Annotated in this window: 2 pseudogenes; both read left to right on the top strand. The window is 64.3% G+C overall.

Features of this window, described 5'->3' with window-relative positions:
• A pseudogene (locus tag HX823_RS31280) lies at nucleotides 1–335 on the top strand (LLM class flavin-dependent oxidoreductase); the annotation flags it as partial.
• Nucleotides 332–572: pseudogene (locus tag HX823_RS31275) on the top strand (alkyl hydroperoxide reductase); the annotation flags it as partial. The pseudogenes HX823_RS31280 and HX823_RS31275, both read left to right, overlap by 4 nt.

The following is a 572-nucleotide window of genomic DNA, read 5'->3' as shown; positions in this document are numbered from 1 at the left end:
AGCAACTGGCCAAGGACGAAGGCCTGACCCTGCGTGAAGTGGCCCTGCGCTTCTCGCGCCCCAAACGCGATTTTGTCGGCACCCCGGAGCAAGTCGCCGATGCGATACAGACCTGGTTCGAAACCGGCGCCAGTGATGGCTTCATCATCAATTCGGTCCTGCCGGATGGCTTGCAGTACTTCACCGAGCTGGTGGTGCCGGTGTTGCAGCAACGCGGCCTGTTCCGCACCGACTACAGTGGCCAGACCCTGCGCGACAACCTGGGCCTGGCGGTGCCGGTCAACCGCTACAGCGTCGCCGCCGAGGTTGAAGAGCAGCAGGAGGCGCTGGCATGAGTGAATCCCTCAACCGTCAGTTGGCCGACTTGCACGCCGAGCGCGTTGCGACCTGGGCGCCGGAGTCGCTGAAGATCAATATCGACCAGCGCCAGCGCCTGGTGGATGAAGCGCGACCCGACGACTACGTACAGGTGGGCGACGAACTGGACCCGTTCACCCTGCTCACCGTAGAAGGCGGCGAGTTGAACCGTGAGCTGCTGCTGGCCGACGGCCCGGCGGTGCTGGTGTTCTTCC

This window comes from Pseudomonas sp. P7759 (assembly GCF_013386445.1).
GTDB lineage: Bacteria > Pseudomonadota > Gammaproteobacteria > Pseudomonadales > Pseudomonadaceae > Aquipseudomonas > Aquipseudomonas azotoformans_A.
This window is presented reverse-complemented; position numbering and strand designations above follow the sequence as displayed.